23 protein-coding genes are annotated in these 23,243 nt (G+C 68.2%); 13 read left to right on the top strand and 10 right to left on the bottom strand.

From position 1 onward, the window contains the following. The first annotated feature begins 8 nt into the window (after positions 1-8). The 4 genes from nuoB to HYZ11_01520 all read left to right on the top strand — a co-directional run bounded on the left by nuoB (position 9) and on the right by HYZ11_01520 (position 3,772). The gene (gene nuoB / locus HYZ11_01535) at positions 9-776 is read left to right on the top strand and encodes an NADH-quinone oxidoreductase subunit NuoB (protein MBI3126272.1); all 768 of its coding nucleotides are present in this window, start codon (positions 9-11) and stop codon (positions 774-776) included. Between the two features lie 90 nt (positions 777-866). Next, positions 867-1,880 carry a LysR family transcriptional regulator gene (locus HYZ11_01530; protein MBI3126271.1) on the top strand — a complete coding sequence of 338 codons (1,014 nt, stop codon included), beginning with the start codon at positions 867-869 and terminating at the stop codon, positions 1,878-1,880. Between the two features lie 79 nt (positions 1,881-1,959). After that, positions 1,960-2,511 carry a carboxymuconolactone decarboxylase family protein gene (locus HYZ11_01525; protein MBI3126270.1) on the top strand — a complete coding sequence of 184 codons (552 nt, stop codon included), beginning with the start codon at positions 1,960-1,962 and terminating at the stop codon, positions 2,509-2,511. 163 nt (positions 2,512-2,674) lie between these two features. Further along, positions 2,675-3,772: an alcohol dehydrogenase catalytic domain-containing protein gene (locus tag HYZ11_01520; protein ID MBI3126269.1), complete on the top strand. Its 1,098-nt coding sequence runs from the start codon at positions 2,675-2,677 to the stop codon at positions 3,770-3,772. Positions 3,773-3,774: 2 nt separating this feature from the next. Here HYZ11_01520 and HYZ11_01515 read toward each other — a convergent pair whose 3' ends face one another. The 3 genes from HYZ11_01515 to HYZ11_01505 form a co-directional block, all read right to left on the bottom strand. Then, positions 3,775-3,978: a hypothetical protein gene (locus HYZ11_01515; GenBank protein MBI3126268.1), complete on the bottom strand. Its 204-nt coding sequence runs from the start codon at positions 3,976-3,978 to the stop codon at positions 3,775-3,777. Between the two features lie 107 nt (positions 3,979-4,085). After that, positions 4,086-4,379, bottom strand: coding sequence for a hypothetical protein (locus HYZ11_01510; GenBank protein MBI3126267.1), 294 nt, complete (start codon positions 4,377-4,379; stop codon positions 4,086-4,088). Positions 4,380-4,401: 22 nt separating this feature from the next. Beyond that, on the bottom strand, positions 4,402-5,373 hold the full coding sequence (locus HYZ11_01505; GenBank protein MBI3126266.1) for a hypothetical protein: 972 nt from the start codon (positions 5,371-5,373) through the stop codon (positions 4,402-4,404). 940 nt (positions 5,374-6,313) lie between these two features. On the opposite strand from HYZ11_01505, the gene galE reads away from it, so the two are divergent. The 8 genes from galE to HYZ11_01465 all read left to right on the top strand — a co-directional run bounded on the left by galE (position 6,314) and on the right by HYZ11_01465 (position 17,084). After that, positions 6,314-7,336 (top strand): UDP-glucose 4-epimerase GalE, encoded by a 1,023-nt coding sequence (gene galE / locus HYZ11_01500; protein ID MBI3126265.1) that lies wholly within the window; start codon positions 6,314-6,316, stop codon positions 7,334-7,336. A gap of 40 nt (positions 7,337-7,376) precedes the next feature. Continuing rightward, the gene (locus HYZ11_01495; protein ID MBI3126264.1) at positions 7,377-9,953 is read left to right on the top strand and encodes a glycosyltransferase; all 2,577 of its coding nucleotides are present in this window, start codon (positions 7,377-7,379) and stop codon (positions 9,951-9,953) included. A 35-nt stretch (positions 9,954-9,988) separates the two neighbouring features. After that, positions 9,989-11,791 (top strand): ABC transporter ATP-binding protein, encoded by a 1,803-nt coding sequence (locus HYZ11_01490; protein ID MBI3126263.1) that lies wholly within the window; start codon positions 9,989-9,991, stop codon positions 11,789-11,791. A 5-nt stretch (positions 11,792-11,796) separates the two neighbouring features. Beyond that, positions 11,797-12,969 (top strand): hypothetical protein, encoded by a 1,173-nt coding sequence (locus HYZ11_01485; protein MBI3126262.1) that lies wholly within the window; start codon positions 11,797-11,799, stop codon positions 12,967-12,969. A gap of 33 nt (positions 12,970-13,002) precedes the next feature. After that, positions 13,003-13,746 carry a ChbG/HpnK family deacetylase gene (locus HYZ11_01480; GenBank protein ID MBI3126261.1) on the top strand — a complete coding sequence of 248 codons (744 nt, stop codon included), beginning with the start codon at positions 13,003-13,005 and terminating at the stop codon, positions 13,744-13,746. An 8-nt stretch (positions 13,747-13,754) separates the two neighbouring features. Further along, on the top strand, positions 13,755-14,414 hold the full coding sequence (locus tag HYZ11_01475) for a methyltransferase domain-containing protein (GenBank protein ID MBI3126260.1): 660 nt from the start codon (positions 13,755-13,757) through the stop codon (positions 14,412-14,414). Positions 14,415-14,488: 74 nt separating this feature from the next. Beyond that, positions 14,489-15,670: a hypothetical protein gene (locus HYZ11_01470; GenBank protein ID MBI3126259.1), complete on the top strand. Its 1,182-nt coding sequence runs from the start codon at positions 14,489-14,491 to the stop codon at positions 15,668-15,670. Positions 15,671-16,019: 349 nt separating this feature from the next. Further along, positions 16,020-17,084 carry a glycosyltransferase family 4 protein gene (locus HYZ11_01465; protein MBI3126258.1) on the top strand — a complete coding sequence of 355 codons (1,065 nt, stop codon included), beginning with the start codon at positions 16,020-16,022 and terminating at the stop codon, positions 17,082-17,084. 160 nt (positions 17,085-17,244) lie between these two features. Here HYZ11_01465 and HYZ11_01460 read toward each other — a convergent pair whose 3' ends face one another. From HYZ11_01460 to HYZ11_01440, 5 genes are all read right to left on the bottom strand, one after another. Further along, positions 17,245-18,147, bottom strand: coding sequence for an NAD(P)-dependent oxidoreductase (locus tag HYZ11_01460; GenBank protein MBI3126257.1), 903 nt, complete (start codon positions 18,145-18,147; stop codon positions 17,245-17,247). Between the two features lie 141 nt (positions 18,148-18,288). Then, positions 18,289-18,591: a DUF1330 domain-containing protein gene (locus tag HYZ11_01455; GenBank protein MBI3126256.1), complete on the bottom strand. Its 303-nt coding sequence runs from the start codon at positions 18,589-18,591 to the stop codon at positions 18,289-18,291. A gap of 111 nt (positions 18,592-18,702) precedes the next feature. Continuing rightward, entirely contained in the window at positions 18,703-19,722 is a 1,020-nt protein-coding gene (locus tag HYZ11_01450) for an NAD(P)-dependent glycerol-3-phosphate dehydrogenase (protein ID MBI3126255.1), read from the bottom strand. 17 nt (positions 19,723-19,739) lie between these two features. After that, positions 19,740-20,186, bottom strand: a complete 447-nt coding sequence (locus tag HYZ11_01445) for a cupin domain-containing protein (GenBank protein ID MBI3126254.1) — start codon at positions 20,184-20,186, stop codon at positions 19,740-19,742. A 5-nt stretch (positions 20,187-20,191) separates the two neighbouring features. After that, on the bottom strand, positions 20,192-20,755 hold the full coding sequence (locus HYZ11_01440) for a hypothetical protein (GenBank protein ID MBI3126253.1): 564 nt from the start codon (positions 20,753-20,755) through the stop codon (positions 20,192-20,194). A 389-nt stretch (positions 20,756-21,144) separates the two neighbouring features. On the opposite strand from HYZ11_01440, the gene HYZ11_01435 reads away from it, so the two are divergent. Beyond that, entirely contained in the window at positions 21,145-21,633 is a 489-nt protein-coding gene (locus HYZ11_01435; GenBank protein MBI3126252.1) for a ferritin-like domain-containing protein, read from the top strand. 80 nt (positions 21,634-21,713) lie between these two features. On the opposite strand, the gene dps is transcribed toward HYZ11_01435, so the two are convergent. Together dps and HYZ11_01425 are read right to left on the bottom strand one after the other, a co-directional pair. After that, a complete protein-coding gene (dps, locus tag HYZ11_01430) occupies positions 21,714-22,208 on the bottom strand; it encodes a DNA starvation/stationary phase protection protein Dps (GenBank protein MBI3126251.1) in 495 nt (164 codons plus the stop codon). Positions 22,209-22,498: 290 nt separating this feature from the next. Next, positions 22,499-23,158, bottom strand: coding sequence for a metal-dependent transcriptional regulator (locus tag HYZ11_01425; GenBank protein ID MBI3126250.1), 660 nt, complete (start codon positions 23,156-23,158; stop codon positions 22,499-22,501). Positions 23,159-23,243 lie beyond the last annotated feature (85 nt).

The raw sequence follows: 23,243 nt of genomic DNA, 5'->3' as shown, positions 1-23,243 counted from the left end.
GAACCGCCATGCTGGATGTTCTGACCGCGCGCTTTAGGCAGGGACACCGGACCTCGAAGTATCCGGGCGAGCCGCCCTCGCTTCCCGAGCGGTATGCGGGCCTGCCCCGGGTGGACGGGTCCCGCTGCGCCGAAGGCTGCCTGACCTGCGCGGAGGTTTGCCCGACCGGCGCCATCGACCTCGGCGGGGGAAAGCCGGGCCTGGATTTGGGCAAGTGCCTTTTCTGCCGGGAGTGCGAGGAGGCCTGCCCGGAGGGGGCCATCCGGTTCACCCGGGATTACCGCCTCGCGGCCCGGGAGCGCCAGGACCTCCTCTTGCGGGAGGAAGGATTGAAACTGGCCCGCGCCCTGGACGGGAAAGCCCGCCGCCTGTTCGGCCGCTCGCTCAAGCTCCGCCAGGTGAGCGCGGGAGGCTGCAACGCCTGCGAGGCCGACATCAACGTGCTCACCACCGTCGTGTTCGACCTCGCCCGTTTCGGCATCCAGATCGTCGCCTCGCCCCGCCACGCCGACGGCCTGATCGTCACCGGGCCGGTCACGGAGAACATGAGGCTGGCCCTCCAGAAGACCTACGACGCGACGCCCGCCCCCAAGATCGTCATCGCGGTGGGAGCCTGCGCCATCTCCGGAGGGCTCTACGCCGGGCACCCGGAAGTCCACGGCGGGGCGGGAAACCTCCTTCCGGTCGACCTCTACGTGCCGGGCTGCCCGCCCCACCCCTACACCATCCTGGACGGCCTCCTGCGGATGCTAGACCGGCTGGGGACGGGGGCATAGGCGGCCAGCTGAAGCATATTCCCCTCCTTCGGCAAATCCTTTCCTGCTGAAAAAGCGCGTGGCCCGGCCCGTCTTGCATTAGCGGCGCTAATGCTTCAGCATAAGTTCCAGATGGTGGAGGGGATCGCCATGAACCTCGAAACCTTGCAGCTTTTTTGCCATGTCGCCCGCCACCAGAGCTTCTCCCGCGGGGCGCTGGAGAGCAACGTCACCCAGTCCGCCGCCAGCCAGGCCGTCCGCCAGATCGAGGAGGAGCTGGGGGTCCGGCTTCTCGACCGGAGCAAGCGTCCCCTCGAGGTCACCCCCGAGGGAGTGAAGTTCTACCGCGCCTGCCGGAAGCTCCTGGAGGGCTTCGAGCGGGTGCGGGCCGAGCTGGGCGGCCGCGAGAAGCGCATCGCCGGCACCATCCGGGTGGCCGCCATCTACTCCGTGGGCCTCCACGCCATGGGGGCCCGCATGCAGAACTTCCGCATGATCCACCCCGAGGCCCGGGTGCGGCTCGAGTGCCTCCACCCGGAGGAGGTGGTCCAGTCGGTGCTGGAGGACTCGGCGGACGTGGGGGTACTCTCCTATCCCCCGGCGAACCGGGCGCTCACCGTCGTCCCCCTCCAGGACGAGCTGATGCTCCTCGTCTGCCCGCCGGCCCACCACCTGGTCCGCAAGCGCGCCGTCCGCCTGGCCGAGCTGGCCGGGGAGCCCTACGTCCACTTCGACGGGGACTTGGCCGTGCGCAAGGCGGTGGACCGCGCCTTCCGCCGCGCGGACGTGCGCCCCCAGGTGGTCATGGAGTTCGACAACGTCGAGAGCATCAAGCAGGCCGTCTCGACCGGGACCGGGGTGAGCATCCTGCCGGAGCCCGCCCTCCAGAAGGAGCTCGCCATCGGCACCCTGGTGGGCATCCCCATCGAGGGGGAGCCCATCCGGCGCCCCATCGCCCTCATCTACCGGCGCGGGAAGCCCCTCAGCCCGACCGTGGAGCGCTTCATTGAGGTGCTCCGCCGGGGTGAAGAGGCCCCGCCCTCGGCCGTCTCGGCGGCCGAGATTGGCCTGCAGGGCCACGAGCCCAGGCGCCGGCCGGCTCCCCCGGCCGCGCCGGAGGACTAGCCGGCCGGTTGTCCCGGCCCCTCCCGCCGCGTATCTTCTCCGCCGGCCCTCATTCCCCCCCGAGCACCCGAGGAGCGCCATGGCCCGGCTGAGCATGTTGACCTACGAGCAGATGAACGAAGCGCAGCGCCGCGTCGCCGACGAGATCGCCGCCGGCCCGCGGGGAAAGGTGATGGGGCCGTTCACGGTCCTCCTGCGGGCGCCCGAGGCGGCCAACCGCTTCCAGAAGGTGGGCGAGTACATGCGCTTCGTCACCAAGATCCCCGCCCGCCTCCGGATGATCGCCGTCTTGACCACGGCCCGGGCCTGGACCGCCCAGTACGAATGGCAGGTCCACGTCCCCCAGGCCCTGAGCGCCGGGGTGGCGCAGGAAACCATCGACGCCCTCTTCGAGCGCCGGCGGCCGGCGGGCCTCAAGCCCGACGAGAAGATCGTCTACGACTTCGTCTCGGAGCTTCAGGAGAGGGGCCGGGTGAGCGAGGCGAGCTTCCGCGCCGCGCTCGATCACTTCGGGGAGCAGGAGACGGTCGAGCTCACCATGCTCGTGGGCTACTTCACCGCCGTCGCCATGGCCCTGAACGTCTTCGAGGTGGACGTCCCGGACAAGACCAAGCCCCCGCTGAGGGATTGAGGGGGCCGGGCCATTGGAATCCGCAGGGACGGGTTTCAAACCCGCCCCTGCGGATTCCGGGTAGGCCTCCGCGAATCACCTGAATGACACCTCCGCGCGCCATCCGCTAGAATGCCTCCTCCACGGCCACGCCTGAGAGAACCCTCAAAATTCGAGGCCCATCATGTCCATCACCGGCCACGGCGTGATTTCCAGGAAGGCGGGCGCGCGCTGCGAGGTGGAGGAGATCGTCGTCGAGGCGCCGGGCCCGGGCGAGGTGCTCGTGCGGGTGCAGGCGAGCGGCGTCTGCCACACCGACCTCCATTACAAGCTCGGGAAGATCGGGGACGACTTCCCCTACCTCCTGGGGCACGAGGGGGCGGGGATCGTGGAGGAGGTGGGCCCCGGGGTGACGGGCCTCAAGAAAGGGGACTACGTGGTGCTGGCCTGGCGGGCGCCCTGCGGGAGCTGCCGCTTCTGCGCCATCGGCCGGCCTCACCTCTGCGCCGCGAGCCTGAACGCCCAGCCCCGGATGTTCGCGAAAAAAGACGGCGCCAGGCTCAGCCCCTCCATCGGCATCGGCACCTTCTGCACCCACACCGTGGTGGCGGCGAGGCAGGCCGTCCCCGTGCCTCCGTCGTGCCCGCCCGAGCAGGCCTGCCTCATCGGCTGCGGCGTCATGACGGGGGTCGGCGCCGCCCTCTACACCGCGGGCGTGCGGCGGGGGAGCACGGTGGCCATATTCGGCTGCGGGGGGGTGGGCTGCAGCGTCATCCAGGGGGCCCGGCTCGCCCGCGCCGGGCGCATCATCGGGGTGGACATCGCCGCGAACAAGCTGGCCTGGGCCAAGGAGTTCGGGGCGACCGACGTGGTGGACGCCACCAAGGGGGACCCGGTCGAGGAGATCAAGCGCCTGACCGGCGGCCTCGGGGTGGACTACGCCTTCGAGGCCGTGGGGACGCCCAAGACCCTCCTCCAGGCCCTCTGGTCGCGCGACCTGGCGGGGACGGCGGTGCTCATCGGGGTGCCGGACGCCACGATGAAGATGGAGCTTCCGATCCAGCGGTTCTTCGGGCTGGGCGGGGCGCTGCGGGTGAGCTGGTACGGGGACTGCCTGCCCTCGCGGGACTTCCCCCTCCTCGCGCACTGGTACGAGACGGGGGAGCTCGATCTCGACCGGATGGTCACCAAGGTCATCGGGCTCGAGGACGCCGAGCCCGCCTTCGAGGCCATGGAGCGCGGCGAGACGCTGCGGTCGGTGATCCGGCTGCCGGAGAGATAGGCTTACATCACCTTCCGCGCCGCCCAGGCCGCCAGGCCCGCGACGAGGAGCCCCTGCCCGCCCAGGAAGAGGACCACGCCCAGCCGCACGAGGCGGTGGTGCTCCCCGGACGGGAGCAGGCCCCCCATGATGGCGAGGATGAGCCCGGCCCCCAGGAGAAGGGCGAGGAGGCCGCCCAGGGCGATCTTCGGCGCGTGGCGGAGCATGACGAACTCCTTGCCGGAATCCGGTTTGGTCCGTAGGGGCGAGGCATGCCTCGCCCCTACAAAAGACACATCACCCCAAGGCTCGTTCAGAATGCCCTTTTCCCGTTTCACATGACGAGCGAGTCCACCACCTTGTAGCGCTCGGTCGCCACCCGGGCGCCGGTGGCGGCGGTGGTGCCGGACTGGCGCTTGAGGCGGGCCTGCTCGCTCGCCTCCATGGCCTCCCGGCTCTCCCAGAGGGTGACGATCATGCCCCGGCCCCTCGAGCGATCCACGAGCCAATAGGCGGCGGCGAGGCCGGGGTCCTTTTGGATGTCGGGCTTGACCTGCTCCCGGGAGCGCGCGATCCAGCGCTCCAGCTCCTCGGGCGAGCCTTCCCAGATGCCGATGCGCGAGTGCATGAGCCTCCCTTTCCCTTGCGCCCTACACCAATATCTTCCCGTCCCGCATCACCATCTCGTCGTCGATCCAGACGGTGGGGTTGTCGTAGATCATGTCCACGTGGAAGGGGGCGTTGACCTCGCCGCCCAGGCTCTGGCTGTCGCCGAAGGCCACGTGGCAGGTGCCGAGGGCCTTCTTGGCCTCGCGGACGGTCGTGCGCTTGCGGCAGGCGTTGTTGGTGCCGATGGAGAACTCGGCCACGTTCCGGGCGCCTTCCCCCGCCTCGGCGATGCAGCTCCAGAAGCGCTCCCCGGCGGGGCTGCCGGTGACGGAGTGCGCCCGGCCGCCCCGCACCTCGATGCGCATGGGCTCCGCGACGAAGCCGAGCGCCCGGTGCTCGATGGAGAAGGGATTGGCCATCACCCCCTCCGCCGAGCCCATGACGGGGCAGACGGCGGCCTCCCCGCCCGGGCAGGCACAGTGCTCGCCGGGGTTGCGGGCGAGCTGGAGGAGGCCCAGGCCGGGGCGCCCCTCCATGGAGAAGGAGAAGTCGGTGCCCTCGGGGGTGATGAAGCGCCCCCTCCGGCCCTTCGTCATCCGCCCGGCCAGGGCGGCGGTGACGCGCTCCATCTCGGCGTAGTCCACCCCGAGGGGGCCCGCCGCCATCATCTCCTCCTCGAACCCCCACATCTCGAGGGTGCGGGTGCCCCCCGCAAGCGCATTCCGCATGGTGTCGGTGTGGAAGGTGGCCGAGGTGGTCTGGAAGAAGACCACGTCCGAGGCCTGGACGGCGGCGGTGACGTGGGCGGGGGGGTCCACGCCCCCCATGGCGTGGGGGGCCATCTCGACGATGGCGAGCCTGGCCCCGGTCCCGGCGATGGCGTGGGCGAGGGCCTCGGTGATGCGGGGGGAGCGGCCCGAGTCGGTGACGATGAGGGCCTTCTCCCCGGCCTTGACGGCCATGACGTGGTCCACCAGCTTCCGGGCGGCCGGAGCCATGTCGAATTTGATCATCGCGCCCCCTCCAGGAATAGACGCTTCGTGCCGATAGGCCACAACGGGATGGGGAAAGACTCTACCACATCCTTCCGGACCGCTAGGATTGCAGGGGCGGCATCGCATTTTGCGACAATAAAATCAATGAGATAGAGGCCGGTCCTGTGACTCGCGTCACTGCCTCGGACCGCCGGCTGTCTATAATTCAGGCTTAGCACCTACACCATCATGCGCCCCCTTGGCGCAATTGGAGGGGATCATGGCGCCCGTACTGATCCTCATGGCGGTGGCTGGCCTGGTGGCTGTCCTGCAGTGGGATTTGGCCCGCGCCTCCGAGCGAATTCGAAGACGCCGGTATTAGATTTTGGCCCGGAAATTACTGAGTCTGTAAGGTTCCCGCCCTAAATTTCGTCCGATTTTCGGTACTTTTCCCTGCTTTCTTTTCAGTAATATTATCCTCTCGTTTTTCGTCCGGACTCGCAGTATGATGGTGCCCCGGACGGGCGGTTCCGCCCATCCAGAACATCCGGGGGAACTTTTCCCGGCGGCTGATCGATTGCTACACCAGTAAGGCGGGCGGCGTGGGGTCGCCCCGCTCCAATGGAACTTGAAAGTATTGACTTTTAGTCCCGCCAGGAGTATCTGGAGGCGCCCAATTCGAAGGGCGGAAAACGGCGAATGGGCGACAAAGGGTCGTGGAATTCGTCGTCCTCCTGGGGGAGTTTGAAGGCTTTTATGCACCGCCTTGGAAAGATTCTCTCCTTTTCCCGCCTACTCCTGCGCGGCGCTCTGAGCCCTCCCGTGTAGACAGCCGCCTCACGTTCATCAGCCGCTAAACGCAGTCTACAAACCGTCGCCCATCCTCTCAGGCCACTGGGGCCCGGCGGGCAAAAGTCCGGCTCCAATCTGGAGACGGGCCGCCGGATGGGATTGGAAGGCGAAAAGGAGTTCTTCGGAAATGAATCCGGCAATTCTGGTCACAGGTGGCGCGGGATTCATCGGCAGCCATACGTGCAAGCTTCTGTCGCGCGCGGGATATCAACCGGTCGTGTACGACAACCTCGTCAACGGGAACCGCTGGGCCGTGAAGTGGGGCTCCTTCGTGGAGGGGGATCTGGCCGATTCCGCCATCCTGAGGCGGGCCCTGCGCGAATACTGCATCAAGGCCGTCATCCATTTCGCCGCCTACGCCTACGTCGGCGAGTCCATGCGCGCCGCCGGCAAGTATTTCAGCAATAACGTGATCAACACACTGAACCTCCTCGAGGCCATGCGCGAGACGGGGGTGAGAAACATCGTCTTCTCCTCCTCGTGCGCCACCTACGGCATCCCCTCCCGCATCCCCATCCAGGAGAGCGAACCGCAGGCGCCCATCAATCCCTACGGCGAAACCAAGCTCATGGCCGAGAAGGCCTTGCGCTGGTACGGCGAGGTCCACGGCTTCCGCTGGACGGCGCTCCGCTACTTCAACGCGGCGGGCGCCGACCCGGAGGGGGAGATCGGCGAGCACCATGATCCCGAGACTCACCTCATCCCCCTGGTGATCCAGGCCGCCCTGGGGCTCCGCCCGCAGGTCGAGATTTTCGGCACGGACTACCCCACCCCCGACGGCACGGCCATGCGCGACTACATCCACGTCTGCGACCTGGCCGACGCCCACGTGAAGGCCCTCGAGTACCTCCTGGCCGGCGGCGAGAGCACCCCGCTCAACTTGGGCACCGGCAACGGCCACACCGTGCTGGACGTCATCCGCGCGGTCGAGCGCCTGAGCGGCCACGAGCTGCCCCTGCGGACCGCGCCCCGCCGGGAGGGCGACCCCGCCATCCTGGTCGCCGATCCGTCCCGGGCCGGCCAGGTTCTCGGCTGGAAACCGCTTTTCGCCGATCTGCGGACCATCGTCCAGACGGCCTGGGCGTGGCATACCGGCCCGGCGAATACGCTGGCGCCATGCCTGGCGGTAAACGGCTCCCACGCTCGTTGACGCCGCCGCGGAACCCTCGATGAGACCTGAAGAAACCCATATGGCCGCGGCGGCGGAAGGGAACGGCCATTCCGCCGCCGGAGTTGCGCTCGCCGCCCCGCCCTCCCAAGCCATCGAAGGCGCAGGCCGCCCGGAGGCGCGCGGGAAGTTCCTCTGCGCCGGGGGCCGCAAGCTCTGGGTGCGCGGGGTGACCTACGGTACCTTCCGCCCCGACGCCTACGGCAACGAGTTCCACCGCCCCGAGGCGGCGGAGCGGGACTTCGCCATGATGGCCGCGAACGGCCTGAACGCCGTCCGGACCTACACCGTCCCGCCCAGGTGGATGCTGGATCTGGCCCTGCGCCACGGCCTCTACGTGATGGCCGGCCTTCCCTGGGAGCAGCACGTCACCTTCCTGGACAGCCGCAAGACGGCCTGGTCCATCATTGACCGCATGCGCTCGGAGGCGAGGAAGCTGGCCGGACACCCGGCCCTTCTTTGCTACACGGTGGGGAACGAGATTCCCGCCCCCATCGTCCGCTGGCACGGCCGCCGGAAGGTCGAGCGTTTCATCCGCCGGCTCTATGAAACCGTCAAGGCGGAGGACCCGGACGGGCTCGTCACCTACGTCAACTATCCCACGACGGAATACCTGGAGCTCCCCTTCCTCGATTTCGTCACGTTCAACGTCTACCTGGAGCGGCGGGAGACCTACGAGGCCTACCTCGCCCGGCTGCACAACCTGGCGGGCGATCGCCCCCTGGTCATGGCCGAGATCGGCCTGGACAGCCGCCGCAACGGGGAGAAGGCTCAGGCCCAGGCGCTCGAGTGGCAGGTGCGCGCCTCCTTCGAAGGAGGCTGCGCCGGCGCCTTCGTCTTCTCCTGGACGGACGAGTGGTACCGCGGCGGCTTCGACATCGAGGACTGGGACTTCGGCCTGACCACCCGGGAGCGGGAGCCCAAGCGGGCCCTGCTCTCCGTCCGGCAGGCGTTCGAGGAGGCCCCCTTCCAGGCGTCGCTCCCCTGGCCCAGGGCCTCGGTGGTGGTGTGCTCCTACAACGGAGGCCGCACCATCCGCGACACCCTCGAGGGGCTCCAGGCGCTCGACTACCCGGGCGAGTACGAGGTGATCGTGGTGGACGACGGCTCCACGGACGCCACCGCCCGGATCGCCTCTGGCTTCCCCGCCTTCCGCCTCATCCGCACCGAGAACCGGGGCCTCTCCAGCGCCCGCAACACGGGCTGGCAAAACGCCGCGGGCGAGATCGTGGCCTACATCGACGACGACGCCCGGCCCGACCCGCACTGGCTGACCTATCTCGCGGCGACCTTCCTGCGGACCGGGCACGCCGCCGTCGGCGGCCCGAACCTGCCGCCGGCGGAGGACGGCCTGGTGGCCGACTGCGTCGCCAACGCGCCCGGCGGCCCCAACCACGTCCTCCTGACCGACAGCGTGGCCGAGCACATCCCGGGATGCAACATGGCCTTCCGCCGCGCCGCGCTCGAGGCGGTGGGCGGCTTCGACACGCAGTTCCGCGTGGCGGGAGACGACGTGGACCTCTGCTGGCGTATCCAGGAGCGCGGCTGGACCATCGGCTTCCATCCGGCCGCGATGGTGTGGCACCACCGGCGGAACGCCGTCCGGGCCTACTGGCGCCAGCAGAAGGGCTACGGGAAGGCCGAGGCCATGCTCGAGCGGAAGTGGCCCGAGAAGTACAACGCCGCGGGCCACGCGATGTGGGCGGGCCGCATCTATGGACAGGGGCTGATCCAGCATCTCTCGTCCCTGCGGAGCCGGGTGTTCCACGGGGTGTGGGGGAGCGCCCCCTTCCAGTCGCTCTACAAGCCCTCCCCGGCGCCCCTCGCGTGCCTCACCCTCATGCCGGAGTGGTACCTGATCACCGCCCTGCTCGGATGCATGACCCTCCTCGGCCTGCTCTGGCGGCCGCTCCTCCTGTGGGCGGGCGTGCCCCTGGCCTTGGCGGTGCTGACGGCGCTGGGCCAGGCCGCCCTGAGCGCCGCCCGCTCGCACTTCGGGACCCGGGAGGAGCGATGGAAGCGCCAAGGGCTGACCATGTACCTCCATCTGATGCAGCCCCTGGCGCGCCTGTGGGGCCGGCTGGCCTTCGGCTTGACCCCCTGGCGCTCGGCCCGGCTCGCCTGCCTCGCCCTGCCGGGGCCCCGGCGGGTCTCACTCTGGCGGGAGCGCTGGTGCGCCCTGGATGATATGTTGAAGTCCCTCATGAACGGCTTGCGGAAGGCCCGGGCCCAGGTGCTGCCGGGGGGAGAATTCGACCGGTGGGATCTCGAGGTCCGGGGCGGCCTGCTGGGCGGGGTCCGCTTGCGGACGGCGGTGGAGGAGCACGGAGCCGGAAAACAGCTCTTCCGCTTCCGCATCTGGCCCAGGCCTTCGGCCGGGGGCGCCGCCCTGGGCGGCCTGCTGGCCCTGCTCGGGCTCGAGGCGGCCCGGGAGGGGGCGTACCTGGCGGCGGGCATCCTGGGGACGAGCGCTTTCTTTCTGGGGGCGGCCGTCCTGCGCGATTGCGCGGCGGCGGCCGGCAAGCTTCTGCGCGTTTTGAAGGAGAAGGGCGAGGGAGTGATTCTCGCCGAAAATAACGGGGACAACTCGAATATATGAGTACGCAAAATCCGCCCCGCGGGGGCGCGCACCGCATGAAGATGTACGGGCGCCTCCTTGCTTATTTATGGCCCCATCGCGCGCAATTCGGGACCGTCCTGCTGACCCTGTTCCTCGAAATCGGCTTGGAGGTGCTGAAACCCTGGCCGATGAAAATCCTGCTGGACCAGGTGCTCGGCCAGCACTCCGGCGCGGTGGACGGGATATTCTCTTACATGCCGGGGAGCGAAACCCCGGAGGGGCTGCTCGTCTGGGTATGCGCCAGCACCCTGATCCTCTTCCTGCTGGCCTGGCTCATGACCCAGATCAATCTCGTCTCCACCGTCCGGCTGGGCCAGCGGATGGTGTACGATCTGGCGGCGGACATCTTTCACCACCTCCAGCGCCTCTCGCTGACCTTCCACAACCGCCGGCCCGTTGGCGACACCGTGGCCCGGGTGACCGGGGACACCTACTGCGCGAACTCCCTGATCGGCGGCGCCTTGCTGCCTGCCCTTCAATCCTTGGTCATGCTGGCGGCTATGTTCGTCATCATGTGGCGCCTTGAGCCCACGATGACGCTGCTCGCCATGGGGGTGGCCCCCTTCCTGATCCTCTCCATCCGGATTTTTGGGAAGCCGATGCAGCAGCGTGGCCGTGAACGCAGGCACCTCGAAGGGCAGATGGCGGCCATGGTGGCACAGGCCATGAGCGCGATCCCGGCGGTCCAGGCCTTCACCCGGGAGCCGATCGAGCAGGCGCGCTTCCGCTCCTTCGCGGACCAGACGGTCACGGCCTACGAGCGCTCCGCGCACGCGGACATGTGGTTCAAGCTCTTCGTCGGGCTCGTGACCTCGGTGGGCACCGCGGGGATCATGTACCTGGGCGCGCTCTACGTGCTGCAGGGGAAGGTGACGGTAGGGACCATCATCCTCTTCCTCTCCTACCTACAGTCGCTGTATACGCCGCTCAACGCCATCACCTACACGGCCTCGACCATCCAGGACGCGGCCGCGCGGGCGGAGCGCGCGCTGGAGATCCTCGACACCCCCCTCGACGTGGAGGACCGGCCCAGCGCCCGCGAGGTGAAACTCGAGGGCCGCATCCGCTACGAGAGTGTCGCTTTCGGCTACGAGCGGGGGCAGCTGGCGATCAAGGACATCTCCTTCGAGGCCGGCCCGGGCGAGACGCTGGCCATCGTCGGCCCCACGGGGGCGGGCAAGACCACCCTCGTCAGCCTCCTGGTCCGCTTCTACGACCCCCGGGACGGCCGCATCACCGTGGACGGGCAGGACATCCGGGGCATCCGGCTGCGCTGCCTGCGCGAGCAGGTGGCCATCGTGCTCCAGGAGTCCTTCATCTTCCCGCTCAGCGTCGCTGAGAACATCTCCTACGGCCGGCCGGACGCCACCCGGGAGCAGATCGAGGCGGCCGCCATCGCCGCCAACGCGCACGACTTCATCCAGCGCCTCCCCGAGGGCTACGACACGGTGGTCGGGGAGAGGGGCGCCACCCTCTCGGGCGGGGAGAAGCAGCGCCTCTCCATCGCGCGCGCCTTCCTGAAGGACGCTCCCATCCTCATCCTGGACGAGCCGACCTCGGCCCTGGACGCCCGGACGGAAAGCCTGCTCCTAGAGGCCCTAAACCGCCTCATGGAAAACCGGACGACCTTCATCATCGCCCACCGCCTCTCGACTATCCGCAACGCCGATCGTATCATCGTCCTGGATCGGGGCCGGATCGTGGAGTCGGGGACGCACACGGAGCTGGTGGCGCTCGACCGCCTCTACGCCAGCCTCTATCGGCAGCAAATGGAGATCGCACGGCATGAGCCTATTCCCGCCGCACCGGGAGAGTAAGCGTCATGAAAGGCCGGCCTTCTGTCGTTCTGATGGGCATTGCCGCCCGGATGCCGTTCGCCGGGGTGGCGTGGCAGTTCCTCCACTTCCTGGAAGGCCTCCGGCGCCTGGGGTGTGAGGTCCACTACGTCGAGGACACCGGCGCCTGGCCCTACGACGCCGACCAGCAAACCGTCACCGAAGACTGCGGCTTCTCGCTGCGCTACCTCGACCGAATCATGTCCTGGTGCGGGATGGGCGGCCGCTGGCTCTACCGCTCCGGGGTGGACGGAAGCCTCCACGGCCCCCTCGCCTCCTCCGCCGGGGATATCTTCCGCCGGGCCGACGCCATCCTGAACGTGACGGGCGCGACCATCCTGCGCGAAGAGCACCTGCGCGTCCCGGTGCGCGTCTTCATCGAGACGGATCCGGTCCTGCCCCAGATCGAGGTGGCCCAGGGCAACCGCTTCACCATCGGCCTGCTGAGCGCCCACACCCACCACTTCACCTACGGGGAGAACATCGGCAGGCCCATCTGCCCCCTCCCGACGGGGCCCTTCGCCTACCGGCCGACGCGGCAGCCCGTCGCGCTGGACTGGTGGGAGCCGGAGAAGGCCCCGGCCAACGGCAAGCCGCGCCCCTTCACCACCGTCACCCATTGGAAGCAGACCTGCAAGGACATCGTCTGGCAGGGCAAGACCTACACCTGGACCAAGCACACGGAGTTCCTCAAGGTGGCGGACCTGCCGCGCCGCGCGGGGCGCCCCTTCGAGCTCGCGCTCGCCTACGACGACTCCGACCCCGTCGCCTGGCTGCGCGAGAACGGCTGGCAGGTGACGGAGGCGCTCGCGATCTCCCGGGACATCCTCCCCTACCGCGACTACATCCGGGGCGCGCGGGGGGAGTTCACCGTGGCGAAGGACCAGAACATCCGCTTCAAGAGCGGCTGGTTCAGCGACCGCAGCGCCACTTTCCTCGCGGCCGGCAGGCCCGTCATCACCCAGGACACGGGCTTCGACGAGAACCTCCCGACCGGCGAGGGCCTCTTCTCCTTCCGGGACATGGATGATATCCTCGCCGCGATCGACGAGATAGACAGCGATTACCCCCGCCACTGCCGCGCCGCGCGGGAAATCGCGGAGACGCACTTCCGGGCCGAGACCGTTCTCGGGGCGCTCCTGCGCCAAGCCGGACTGTAAATCACCCGTTTTCTACCCGAGGCCGCCTAGACCGTGGATGCCGCCAAGCTTCTCATCGTGAACGGAGATGATTTCGGCCTGAGCCGGGGCATCAACGCCGGCATCATCGAAGCGCATGAGCACGGCATCCTCACCAGCGCCAGCCTCATGGTCCGGGGGCCCGCCGCCGCCGGGGCGGCCGCCTACGCACGAGGGAACGCCGCGCTCAGCCTGGGCCTCCACGTGGACCTGGGCGAGTGGGTCTGCCCCGGCGGGAACTGGGAGCTGCTCTACGAGGTGGTCCCGCGCCAGGACAAGGCGGCCGTCCGCAGGGAGGTCCGGCGGCAGATCCAGGCCTTCCGGAAGCTCGCCGGCATGGAACCGACGCACCTGGATTCCCACCAGCACTTCCACCGCACCGAGCCCGTCCGCTCCATCCTGATGGAAGCGGCGGAGCGGCTCGGGGTTCCCTTGCGGGAGGTCACGCCGGAGATATCCTATTGCGGCAGGTTCTACGGGCAGACCGCCGAGGGCCGCTCCATCCCCGACTTCCTCACGGTCCGGCATCTGCTCGGCCTCCTGGAAGAGCTTCCGGCGGGCGTGACGGAGCTGTGCTGCCATCCCGGCATCGGGGCGGATTTCGCCTCCCCCTACCTGGCCGAGCGCGCGGAGGAGGTAAGGGTCCTCTGCAGCCCGAAGGTGCGCGAGGCGCTGCCCGGGCTGGAAATCTCCCTCTGCTCGTTCCGGGCCGTGCAGCAGGCGATCCGATCGGGCATTCTCACTCCCGCCGCGGAGTGAGAGAATCCATGAACCGGGACCGCAGCCTCATCCACTCGAAGGCCGAGGGCTTCTTCGAGAACATCTGGAAGGAGGGGGACTTCTGGGACTTCGAGTCGTCCCCCTTCGAGAAGGCGAAGTACGCCCGGCTGCTGGAGATGCTGGAGGGGCGCCGCTACCCCCGCGCCCTCGAGATCGCCTGCGGCGGAGGGGCCTTCACCCGGCGGATGGCCTCCTTGTGCGACAGCGTCGTGGGCGTGGACATCGCTCCCTCGGCCATCGAGCGCGCCCGGCGGTCCTCCGCGGGGGCGGGGAACGTGGAGTTCCGGGTGGCGAACGCCATGGAGATGGACCTCGGGGCCGGCGGCCCCTGGGACCTGATCGTGATCAGCGAGGTCATCTACTACTTCGGATGGCTCTACACGTTCTTCGAGGTGGGCTGGTTCGCCGCCCAGGCGGTCGACTCGCTCCGGCCGGGAGGGCGGCTCCTGCTCGTGAGCACCTGCGGAGGCACGCAGGACTATCTGCTTTCCCGCTGGCACGTGCGGACCTACCGAGACCTCTTCCTGAACGTGGGCTGCGCGCTCGATTCGGAGGAGGTCCACCGGGGAGAGAAGAACGGCGTGGCCATCGACGCCTTGTTCTCACTCTTCTCCAAGCCTCCGGGCTGGGAGCTCCCCCGGCCCTAGTCCCCCGCCCGACAACCACGTATATCTATCCTCGAGCGCGCGGAGCCGCCCGCCGGCGCCAAGGGAACGCCCGGATGCCGAAAAAACCGAAGCTCATCGTCATCGGATTCATGGGCCAATCGCCCTTCGCCGGGGTGGCCTGGCAGGCCCTCCACTACATCGAGGGCTTCCGCCGGCTGGGCTACGACGTCTACTACATCGAGGACACGGGATCCTGGCCATTCGACCCCGAGCAGAACGCCATCTCCAGCAGCTGCGCCTACACCACGCGCTACCTGGACGGCCTCCTGTCCTGGTGCGGCCTGAAGGGCCGGTGGTCCTACCGCTCGGCGGCCGACGGGAGCCTCCACGGCCTCTCTCCCGCCGCCCTCGACCGGCTGCTCGGCGAGGCGGAGATGCTGGTGAACGTGACGGGGACGACCATCCTCCGGGAGGAGCACATGCGGGTCCCCATGCGGATCTACGCGGAATCGGACCCCTTCCTGGCCCAGGTGGAGGTGGCCTCGGGGAGCGAATCGATGGCCGGGATGCTGGATGCCCACACCCACCTGTTCACCTTCGGGGAAAATATCGGCAAGCCCGGATGCCGCATCCCGGCGACCCGGCACGATTTCCTGCCCACGCGCCAGCCCGTCGTCCTCGACTGGTGGCGGGGGCCGGAGGCGCCCGCGCCGGGCGCTCCCTTCACCACCATCACGAGCTGGCAGCAGACGGGCAAGGACGCGGTATGGGAGGGGGAAACCTACCTGTGGAGCAAGCACCTCGAACTGTTGAAGTTCGTGGAGCTTCCCGGGCGCACCCGCGAGCCCCTGGAGATGGCGCTGGCCACGAACAAGGAGGATGTGCTCCGGATGCTCCGATCGCACGGCTGGCGCGTGGTGGACGCCATCTCCCTCACCACCAGCATCCACTCGTACCGCGACTATATTTTCGCCGCCCGCGGCGAGTTCACGGTGGCCAAGGACCAGTACGTCCGCCCCTGGACGGGCTGGTTCAGCGACCGCACCGCCTGCTTCCTGGCGGCGGGACGGCCCGCCGTCACGCAGGACACCGGTTTCGGGGCGGTCCTTCCGGCGGGGCGGGGTCTCTTCCCCTTCCGGACGATGGAAGACATCCTGGAGGCGTTCGAGAAGATCCGGGCGGATTATCCGGCCCACTGCCGCGCCGCCCGGGAAATCGCGGAAGAGTTCTTCTCGGCCGAGCGCGTCCTCACCCGGATGCTGGAACTCGCCGGCGCCCCGGTCCCCGCCGCATAGAAACCGCGAAAGCCCGTTCTCGAACGCCGAATGCACGCAAAAAAAGAGTGGCCTTCTTCAAAAAAGCGCCCCGAAACGGAATTCCCCTCCCATTTCGCAGGAACCGGAACGCGACGCAGTCCGTTTGTCGAATCAAAAGGGACAGCTGAGTTCCTCCCATGCCCCCTTTTGCCTCACCAGCCCGAGCCGCCTGGGGTGGGGCGCGCGTGAGGACGTTCGCCCCCCGGGGGCGCCCGCCGCGCCGAGCGCCCGCACCCGAAAACCACTAGCGGGAGAAGCCGCCTCTCCCATCGCGCAAGCCTCATGGCTTGGAGGGCCCCTCTCCATGGCGACCGTCCGCCATGCACCCCTGCGAATCGCCCAGATCGCCCCCCTGTGGGCCAGCGTCCCGCCCTCCCACTACGGGGGAACGGAGGCCATCGTCCACCTGCTGACCGAGGAGCTCGTAAGGCGCGGCCATGAAGTGACCCTTTTCGCCTCGGGAGACTCCCGAACGGATGGCAGGCTCCGCCCGGCCTGCGACGTAAACCTCATCGACGCGATGGCCCGGGGAGAAGCCTGGACCTACGAGGGTTACGCCAACGCGAACCTCGTGGAGGCCCTTCGAGAGGCCGAATCATTCGACATCATCCATTGCCATCTGGGGTGCCGCGCAATCCCCATCGGAACCCTTTCCAGGACCCCCATCTTCCACAGGATCAACAGCGCGCTGACGCCCGACGATCTGTGGATCCTGAGCCGCTATCCGGACGTTCCGATCATCGCCCAAACCCACTCTCAAATCGCCTCCGTCCCGCCCGCGCGCCGCCAGAACATCCGGATCATTTATAACGGCGTCAACGTCAACGCCTACGAGCCTTCGTATCTTCCCGGCAAGTACCTGGCCTTCCTCGGCCGCATGTCCCCGCTGAAGAATCCGCTGGGCGCCATCCAAATCGCCGGGAAGGCCTCGCTCCCCATCGTCCTGGCGGGGGCGCCCGAAAACCTGGAAGAGGAGGATTACTTTTCCGCGCACATCCGCCCCCGCATCGACGGGAAGCACGTCACCTACATCGGGCGCGTGGCCCACGCGCAGAAGAATGAACTGCTCAAGAACGCGGCCGCCCTGCTCTTCCCCATCGAGTGGGAGGAGCCCTTCGGGAACGTCATGGTCGAAGCGATGGCGTGCGGCACGCCGGTGCTCGCCTGCAACCGGGGCGCCGTGAGCGAAGTGATCGATTACGGGAAAACCGGCTTCTACGGGGACTCCCCCGAGTCGGTGGCCTCCTTCGTCCCCCGGACCTTGGAGCTCGACCGGGCGGCCATCCGGGCGCACGCCCAGAAGCGGTTCAGCCACATCCGGATGGTCGACCAATACCTCCAGACGTACGAAGATTTCACGGGCATCGCGGCCAGCCTGGCCTGTTCGGCCTGAAGGCGCGGACGCGGGTTCGCCGGGCCACCCAAGGGGCCGGGCGCAGCGAAAAGAAACAAAACGCCCCCCTTCCCGCGGCGGAAAGGGGGGCGTCATTTTCGCGGGCAGATCGGCCGGGCCCGCCGGACTCCGCGCCTGGCCCCGCCCCGAACCGTTCCCCCTACTTCTTCCCCAGTCTCACCCTCTGGATTTTCCCGAAGTCCTTGTAGAGCAGCGAGTAGTCCTTCTCGATCATCCCCCGCTTCACGGCCTTGGCGAGAAAGGCGTAAGTTTCCTCCGCATGGGGAATGCGGGCCTTGAGCTTGCGGCCGAGCTTCACGGCGATGCCCACGTCCTTGTAGGGATTGTAGACGCGAGCGGCGGCGTTCCAGGAGCCGTTCAGGATGTTGTTCGGGAAGCGGTGGCGGCTGATGTAGCTGTAGGCGGTCGAGACGTTGAAGATGCGGATCATGTCCGCGACCGAGAGATCGAGCTTCTCCGCCAGGCGGGCGGCCTCGCAGGTGGCGAGGTAGATGGTGTGGAGCACCATGTTGTTGAGGAGCTTCATGGCGTGGCCCGCGCCCACCTCGCCCAGGTGAAAGAGGTTCGAGGTGAAAGGGCCGAAGACCGCTTTCGTGCGCTCGAAGACCTTCTTGTCTCCCCCCAGCATCAGCGTCAGCTTGCCCTCCAGGATGCCGCCCGGTCCCCCGCTCATCCCGGCGTCGAGGTAGGCGTGGCCCTTGGTCCCGGCCGCCCGGGCGTTCTTCCGCGTCTCCAGGGGATCCGAGGTCGTGAGATCGTAGATCACGAGCCGGCCGGAGGCGTTGGCCAGGAGGCCGTCCCGGCCCTTGAGGCAGGAGGCGACCTCCTTGGACGAGGGGACGCAGAAGAGGACGACGGGGCACTCCCGGGCGATCTCGGCGAGCGAGGCCTTGCGCGCGCCCTTGAGCCTGGCGAAGGCGGCCTGCTGCCTCGGCGCGATGTCCCGCCCGAGCACCGTCCAGCCCGCCTTCGAATAGCGGATGGCGATGGGGAGCCCCATCCGCCCGATGCCGATCAAGCCCACCACCTTGCCTCGGGGCATGTCATCTTCTCCCATGACGGTTCGGCAGGGGCGAGGCATGCCTCGCCCCTACGAAATGCAGCAAGAGCCTCGGTGCGGCGCTAGGGGCGTATCGCCGTACGCCCCTGCCGGGAATCCATCGGGATGCGAACACGAATTCCCCTACCGCGAGGGCGGGGCCGCCTCCTCAAGGCAGATGAAGGTCATCTCGGCGGCCGCGTCCCGGTTCGGGATGAGGGCCTGGTACTCGGGCGAGCGATACCAGGCGCGCGCCGCCTCGACGCTGGGGAAGCGGATGGCCACGGCCTGCTTGCGGTCGTGCTCCCCGCAGAAGACCTCGGCCACCCGCCCGCGCACGATGAACTCGCCCTTGTGGGCGGCCACCGTGGCCGGAGCCTTCGCGGAATACTCCTTGAACTTCTCCGGGTCCTTCACCTCTACGTGTACCACGACGCATGCGCTCAAGGTTTCCTCCTGAAAAAAACCTGCTCCGCGTTCCGACGCGCCGGGGTCACGGACGGACGCTCCGGCAGAGGCTATCGCCCGCCCAACACATGGACGGCCCGGCGCATTCCCCTACACCCGCTCCGCCTTGAGGGGCCGGGCCATGAGCTCCTTGACGGCCTCCCGGGGGTCCTTCCCCTCGAAGAGGACGGCGTGGACCTGGGCGCAGATGGGGAGTTCCGCGCCGTGGCGGCGGGCGAGGCCGGCGGCGGCGGGGGCGGTGTGGACTCCCTCGGCCACCCCCGTCATCGAGGCGAGGATGCCCTCGAGCTTCTCGCCCTTGCCGAGCCGCATCCCCACGGTGCGGTTGCGGCTCAGGTCGCCCGTGCATGTCAACACCAGATCTCCCAGCCCGGCGAGGCCGGCGAAGGTCTCGGGGTGGCCGCCCATGGCCGTGCCCAGGCGGGCCATCTCGGCCAGGCCCCGCACGATGAGGGCCGCGCGGGCGTTGTAGCCCAGCTCGAGGCCGTCGGCGATGCCCGCCGCGAGCGCGACCACGTTCTTGAGCGCGCCGCCGAGCTGGGTGCCGATCGGATCGGGGGCCGTGTAGACGCGGACGCAGGTGCCCGCGAAGGCGGCCTGGACGCAGGCCGGCCCTTCCTCATCCTCCGACGCCGCGGCGACGGCGGTCGGCTTCCGGTCCGCTGCCTCCTGGGCGAAGGTGGGGCCCGAGAGGGCAGCGAGGGGACGGTCCCCCGCGCCCCCCTCCCGCATGCACTCGGCGATGATCTGGGTGGGCAGGAGGAGCGTCTTCTCCTCGATGCCCTTGGTCGCGCTCACAATGATGGCGTCCGGATGCAGGCTCTCCGCCATCCTCCGCCAGACGGCGCGCACGACGTGGCTCGGCATGACGGAGAGGAGGAGGTCCTGCCCGGCCGAGGCGGCCTGGGCGAGATCGGACGTGAAGCGCAGCCCTCCGTTCAGGCGCGCCCGGGGAAGGTAGATATCGTTCTCGCGCGAGCTCGCCATGCGGGCGCAGAGATCGGACTCGTACACCCAGAGGGTGACCTCGTGCCCGCGCTCGGCGAGAAGATCGGCCAGCGCGGTGCCCCAGGCCCCCGCCCCGATGACGGCGATGCGCAGAAGGCTCATGCATGCTCCCCGCGGGATCAGCGCCGGACAGACTTCTTCTTGGCCCGGGGCGCCGCCCGGCCGGCCTTTCCGTCCCCTTCCGGCTCGACCCATTCGTGCTGGGAGCCTTCTCCCATGAAGACGACGAAGATCTCGGCGCCGTCCGGGTAGTGGAGGGGGCCATGGGCCTCCGTCCAGCCGAATACGTAGTCGCCCGGACGGTAGGTCTTGCCGTCCACGATGACCCGCCCCTTCATGACGAGGCAGGTGTGCCAGCTCTTGTGGGTATGCCGCCCCTCGACGTGGCCCTTGGGGAACTTCACGATGAAGTCGAGCCGCTTCATTCCGGGGTCCCGGTGGAAGAGCTTGATCTTCACCCCGTCGGGCTGGTTGAGGAGAGGCTTCACCTCCTTGTCCTGCCAGGGGACGGTGCGGTTCGGGATGGCCCGGAAGCGATGGCCGAAGGAGTCCTTTCTCGCCGCCATGGGGCCTATCTCCCCTTGCCCTTGGATACCCCCTTCTTCGCGGCGCCCGATTTCCTGCCGTTGCCCTTGGCCAACCGCGCGAGGGCGCGCTCCCGCGCCTCCTGGCCGTGCTTCACGCCCTTCTTCCCGGCGGCCGTCTCGGCCCGCCAGACGTTCTTGTGGCGGAGGTGTTTCTCCTCCTTCCAGATGTGCTGGGTGCCCTCTCCCATGAAGACGACGAAGACCTCGCAGCCGTCCGGATACTCGTAGGGGCCGTGCATCGTGTCCCAGCCGAAGACGTAGTCGCCCGGGCGCAGATCCTTGCCCGCCACGCACATGCGCCCGCCGGTGACGAGGATGGAGTGCCAGCTCTTGTGGGTGTGGACGGGCTCGACGTAGCCCTTGGGGAACTTCACCTTCATATCGATCCGCTTCATCACGGGGTCGTAGGCGAATATCTTGACCTTCACCCCCTTGGGGAGGGTGAGGAGGTCGTGGGCGATGTCCTCCTGCCAGGGCACGTCCTTATCGTAGATGGCGCGGAAGCGATGGTCGAACTTCTTGGCGGCGGCCTTCTTTGCGGCAGGCATGGCTCCTCCTTCGGATGAATGGCATCGGCGCGAGGAAAACGGGGAAAGCATACCCCAAGCCGCCCCGGCGATGAAGGCCCGCGGGCCGCCCTTTCGCCCCTTCGCTTTCGCCTCCCGGGGTCGGGGCCGCATTTCGCTTGACAGGACGCACACCTCATCCCACTTTTAGTGATTGAAAAGCTTTTTTTGCGCCGTTTCCTCATCCGATCGCCAGACCGCTCAATCCGCCGCCTTTTCATGACCGCCGGGCATCTTCGCGAGGATGAAGGGGCCCTTCCCCCCTGGGGCACATGCGTGCGGGCGGAAGGGCTGCCCCCGTCCGGGGCGGAGCCTCACCCAAGCGGGCATTGCCGCGCGTGGTTTCATGTTAGACGAAAGGAGCGAATGACATGGCCGAGGCACGAAAGGATATTCTAGTTTCCTGGCTGAATGACGCTTACGCGATGGAGAAATCGCTCATCAACATCCTGGAGAAGCGGGTCAAGGACGGAACGCCGGCGGAGGCCCAGTCGCGGTACCGGCAGCACCTGGAAGAGACCCGCCGCCACGCCCAGATGGTGGAAGGTTGCGTGTCCCGTCTGGGCGAGACCACATCCACCCTGAAGAACATGATGGGGACGCTCTTCGGGAAGCAGCAGGGTCTGGGGGCCGGCCTGTTCAAGGACGAGCAGGTGAAGAACGCCCTGTCGGACTACGCGTCGGAGAACCTGGAGATCGCCTCGTACAAGGCCTTGATCGTCGCGGCCGAGGACTTCGGCGACCCAGAGATCGCCTCCGTCTGCCGGCGCATCCTGGAGGAGGAGGAGCGTATGGCGCAGTGGCTGGCGGACCAGAGCCTGCCCCTCACGGTCAAGAATGTTTTCAGGCACGCCGCCTGACGGCGGCCCGCAACAAGGAGAGGGGCGGACCGGGAGGCCCGCCCCTCTCCTTGTTGCGGCCAGCCCCGCTGAAGGCCCCGCTATTGCAAGTGGGCCTCGGCGAACCAGAGGTACTTGTCCACGGCGCGCGACGTTTCGATGAAGATATGGGCCGAGGTTTCGTCGCCCAGGTCCTGGCAGGCTCCGATGCAGTCGCGCGTCGAGCCGCAGTAGGTCGAGAGCGACGCGACCGCCGCCTGGAGATGATCCCGCTCGGCCGTGATGTCCAGCGGGTAATCCGGCAGGCGCGTCTCCGCCGCCGCGGCGCGGGCCGTGCCCCTCGCCTGGCCGCCCAGCATCACGATGCGCTCCCCGATCTCGTCGATCCATATCCCCGCCGAAGCCACGACCTCGTCGAACAGCTTGTGGAGCGAGTAGAAATTCGGGCCCTTCAGGTTCCAATGGGCCTGCCGCATGTGGGTCTGCAGATCCAGGGTATCCGCCAGGGACGCTTGGAGGAGCGGGATGATCTCCTTCCGCGTCTCGGCGGGAAGATCGTTGGCGGTCCGGTGCAGCTTGTCGGCCTGGGTTGCCATATTTTTGCCTCTCTGTGGATCGGCGGCGGATTTTTGAGACAATAAGCGCGGCCGGCCGGCCGCAACATGAAGGTCTTCTTTTATAAATTAGGCCCCACCAACCGCGCCCGCAACGGGAAGCGGGACCGGGCTGGGCGGAAATCGGCTCAGGGAGAGACGGGCGGGTGAGGCGGGGGAAATTCAGGCGGGCGGCCCGCCGGCTCGTCATCGAGCGCGGCCCTGCGGGCCTACCGGGAGGGGGCAGGTGCGACGCAGGAAACCTTGCATCGGGAAAGCGCCCCTGAGGGGGCTTACTTCGCGGCGAAAATGCGCAGGGCTATCTCGCGGCCGATGGTGACGCTCTTTCCCCCGAGGATCACGGTGACGGTCCCCGCGAGCGGGTCCTGGCGGCGTACCTCGAGGGCGGCCTCGGGATAGAAGCCGAGCTGGCCCAGGCGGCGGAGCACCTCGGCGTCGTCCTGGAGCACCCGGGTGACGCGGGTGGCGCGGCCGGGGGGGATGTCCGTGAGCACCTCCTCCTCCGCGCTCACCATGGTGCCGTCCTTGGCCGGGATTGGATCCCCGTGGGGATCGAGAGTGGGATAGTCGAGGGCGTGGTCCATGGCGGCCTCGAGCTCCTCCGAGAGCACGTGCTCGAGCTCCTCCGCCTCGGCGTCCACCTTGTGCCACTCCATCCCCATCTTCTGGTTCAGGTAGAGCTCAAGCAGGCGGTGGTGGCGGATGATCTCGAGGGCCACTTTCTCCCCGCGCGCCGTCAGGGTGACGCCCTTGTAGGGGGTGTAGTCCAGCAGCTCCATCTGGTGGAGCTTCTGGGTCATGCTGGTCACCGAGGCCGGCGAGAGGTTCATCCGCTCGGCGATGGACTTGGTGGAGACGGGCGCGGACTCGGCCTGGAGCTTGTAGATGTTCTTCAGGTAGTCCTCGACGTGCTTGCTCAGGCGTTCCACCATGTACTGCCTCTGTGCGGGGGACGACGGGGCGCGTCCCCGGGCCGGGTTATGGTAGGCGGGGAGTGGGGGGGTGTCAACAAAGTCA

The sequence above is a fragment of the Candidatus Tectomicrobia bacterium genome, assembly GCA_016192135.1.
Taxonomy (GTDB): Bacteria; UBA8248; UBA8248; order UBA8248; family UBA8248; genus 2-12-FULL-69-37.
The sequence above is the reverse complement of the archived record's forward strand: the minus strand, read 5'-3'. Positions and strand labels throughout refer to the sequence as shown.

What these genes read in the sequence shown, in the direction of transcription:
- nuoB (MBI3126272.1), top strand. Translation starts at nt 9, where the DNA reads ATGCTGGATGTTCTGACCGCGCGCTTTAGGCAGGGACACCGGACCTCG.
- HYZ11_01530 (MBI3126271.1), top strand. Translation starts at nt 867, where the DNA reads ATGCTTCAGCATAAGTTCCAGATGGTGGAGGGGATCGCCATGAACCTC.
- HYZ11_01525 (MBI3126270.1), top strand. Translation starts at nt 1,960, where the DNA reads ATGGCCCGGCTGAGCATGTTGACCTACGAGCAGATGAACGAAGCGCAG.
- HYZ11_01520 (MBI3126269.1), top strand. Translation starts at nt 2,675, where the DNA reads ATGTCCATCACCGGCCACGGCGTGATTTCCAGGAAGGCGGGCGCGCGC.
- HYZ11_01515 (MBI3126268.1), bottom strand. Translation starts at nt 3,978, where the DNA reads ATGCTCCGCCACGCGCCGAAGATCGCCCTGGGCGGCCTCCTCGCCCTT.
- HYZ11_01510 (MBI3126267.1), bottom strand. Translation starts at nt 4,379, where the DNA reads ATGCACTCGCGCATCGGCATCTGGGAAGGCTCGCCCGAGGAGCTGGAG.
- HYZ11_01505 (MBI3126266.1), bottom strand. Translation starts at nt 5,373, where the DNA reads ATGATCAAATTCGACATGGCTCCGGCCGCCCGGAAGCTGGTGGACCAC.
- galE (MBI3126265.1), top strand. Translation starts at nt 6,314, where the DNA reads ATGAATCCGGCAATTCTGGTCACAGGTGGCGCGGGATTCATCGGCAGC.
- HYZ11_01495 (MBI3126264.1), top strand. Translation starts at nt 7,377, where the DNA reads ATGGCCGCGGCGGCGGAAGGGAACGGCCATTCCGCCGCCGGAGTTGCG.
- HYZ11_01490 (MBI3126263.1), top strand. Translation starts at nt 9,989, where the DNA reads ATGAAGATGTACGGGCGCCTCCTTGCTTATTTATGGCCCCATCGCGCG.
- HYZ11_01485 (MBI3126262.1), top strand. Translation starts at nt 11,797, where the DNA reads ATGAAAGGCCGGCCTTCTGTCGTTCTGATGGGCATTGCCGCCCGGATG.
- HYZ11_01475 (MBI3126260.1), top strand. Translation starts at nt 13,755, where the DNA reads ATGAACCGGGACCGCAGCCTCATCCACTCGAAGGCCGAGGGCTTCTTC.
- HYZ11_01470 (MBI3126259.1), top strand. Translation starts at nt 14,489, where the DNA reads ATGCCGAAAAAACCGAAGCTCATCGTCATCGGATTCATGGGCCAATCG.
- HYZ11_01460 (MBI3126257.1), bottom strand. Translation starts at nt 18,147, where the DNA reads ATGCCCCGAGGCAAGGTGGTGGGCTTGATCGGCATCGGGCGGATGGGG.
- HYZ11_01450 (MBI3126255.1), bottom strand. Translation starts at nt 19,722, where the DNA reads ATGAGCCTTCTGCGCATCGCCGTCATCGGGGCGGGGGCCTGGGGCACC.
- HYZ11_01445 (MBI3126254.1), bottom strand. Translation starts at nt 20,186, where the DNA reads ATGGCGGCGAGAAAGGACTCCTTCGGCCATCGCTTCCGGGCCATCCCG.
- HYZ11_01440 (MBI3126253.1), bottom strand. Translation starts at nt 20,755, where the DNA reads ATGCCTGCCGCAAAGAAGGCCGCCGCCAAGAAGTTCGACCATCGCTTC.
- HYZ11_01435 (MBI3126252.1), top strand. Translation starts at nt 21,145, where the DNA reads ATGGCCGAGGCACGAAAGGATATTCTAGTTTCCTGGCTGAATGACGCT.
- dps (MBI3126251.1), bottom strand. Translation starts at nt 22,208, where the DNA reads ATGGCAACCCAGGCCGACAAGCTGCACCGGACCGCCAACGATCTTCCC.
- HYZ11_01425 (MBI3126250.1), bottom strand. Translation starts at nt 23,158, where the DNA reads ATGGTGGAACGCCTGAGCAAGCACGTCGAGGACTACCTGAAGAACATC.